The organism is Mammaliicoccus sp. L-M44 (assembly GCF_022386355.1).
Taxonomy (GTDB): Bacteria; Bacillota; Bacilli; order Staphylococcales; family Staphylococcaceae; genus Mammaliicoccus; species Mammaliicoccus sciuri_A.
In genome coordinates this window covers 1-1463 of record NZ_JAJNIU010000055.1, presented here as the reverse complement: position 1 = coordinate 1463, position 1463 = coordinate 1, and the positions used below count along the sequence as shown (strand labels likewise).

Annotated in this window: 2 protein-coding genes; both read right to left on the bottom strand. The window is 33.7% G+C overall.

Annotation, left to right across the window (positions count from 1 at the left end):
* Nucleotides 1-30: 30 nt before the first annotated feature.
* A complete protein-coding gene (locus LQ611_RS13865) occupies nucleotides 31-894 on the bottom strand; it encodes an IS3 family transposase (RefSeq protein ID WP_103361549.1) in 864 nt (287 codons plus the stop codon).
* Entirely contained in the window at nucleotides 858-1409 is a 552-nt protein-coding gene (locus LQ611_RS13860) for a helix-turn-helix domain-containing protein (protein ID WP_107596494.1), read from the bottom strand. Before LQ611_RS13860 ends, LQ611_RS13865 begins: the two co-directional genes overlap by 37 nt.
* Between the last annotated feature and the right edge of the window lie 54 nt (nucleotides 1410-1463).

The window sequence follows — 1463 nt, the reverse complement described above, 5'->3', positions numbered from 1 at the left end:
GGTAGTGACCCCCCAAAGTTAGAGTTTCCATTATGCTATTAATTGGCTGGATTGAGTTCGGTATTGTACTGGACTTCGTCCAGCCAATTTTAATTTCAAACGTTCATTGTTATACCAATAGATGTAATCCTCAATTCTTCTTTTTAATGTTTCATAGTTAACAAGTTCTTCTCCATGATACATTTCCTGCTTCATGATGCCAAAGAAATTCTCCATAGAAGCATTATCCGCACACGTCGCTTTACGTGACATACTTTGATAAATCCTTTGTTCCGATAATCTTCTAATCCATGCATTATGCTGATAATGCCAACCTTGATCAGAATGTATCGTCGTACGATATGGTGCTTCATGCTTAATGATTGTAACTGCTTTATCCAATGATTGAAGTACTAAGTCTAATGTTGGTCTTCTGGATATACCATAAGAAATGATTTCCCCATTGTATAAATCCATAATAGGGCTGAGATATAATTTTTGTTCTTCAGCACATTTAAATTCAGTGATATCTGTCACTAATTTTTGAAGTCGAATAGATGTATGGAATCTACGATTCAAGCGATTTTCAGCCACTTTACCAACTGTACCTTTGTATGATTGATAGCGTGATTTACGTGTGAATTTTTGACATTTTAATCCTAGTTCTCGCATAATTCGTTGTACTTTCTTATGGTTAATGAGATAACCTTGATTTCTCAAAGCTAAATATATACGACGATAGCCGTATTTACCGTTGTGTTTTTGAAAAAGTTCAATGATCTTTTTCTTCCAACCTTTATCTAAATCTTCCTTTTGTAATTGTTTGGCATGGTAATGATAGGTTGCTTCTGGTATACCAACCTTTACTAAGATATCTTTTAATTTGAATCCTTCTTCTTTGAGTTCGAATGCCACTGCTGCTTGTGCTTTTCTAGAAAGGCACTCGGATTCTCTCGAAAAGCGTTCAACTTTTTTAAATAAGCATTCTCTAATCGAAGATTTTCATTTTCTAGCTCTAACTCTTTTTCTCGTGATAGGTTTTGATTAGATTTCTTCTGTTTCTTCTTTTTCATGGGAGGTCGTCCTTTCGGCTTTTCGAGTCCTTCCACACCTTCTTTGTCATATATCTTTTTCCATCGCACAATAATAGATGGGGTATTTAGGCCAAATTTAATCGCTGTATCTTGGAAGGAATCGCCTGTTCTTTTCATATAGTTTAATACATTTATTTTGAATGTAACAGAATAAACTGTCTTTTTCTGTTTCTTTTTAATGCTATCTACACCGAATGATTGAAAGGCTTTTACCCATGTTCGTATAATAATTTTATCAGGTATATTATATTTTTTAGCTAATTTTCGATAACCATAATGGCCATCTAGATAATCTCTTACAACTTTCAACTTAAATTCATCACTATATTTTGTCATATTAAAACACCCCTAAAGTTAGTTTTTTTACTCTAACTTTAGGGGTGCAGTACC

Coding starts and splice junctions, on each gene's coding strand:
- LQ611_RS13860 (WP_107596494.1), bottom strand. CDS start 1,409: ATGACAAAATATAGTGATGAATTTAAGTTGAAAGTTGTAAGAGATTAT.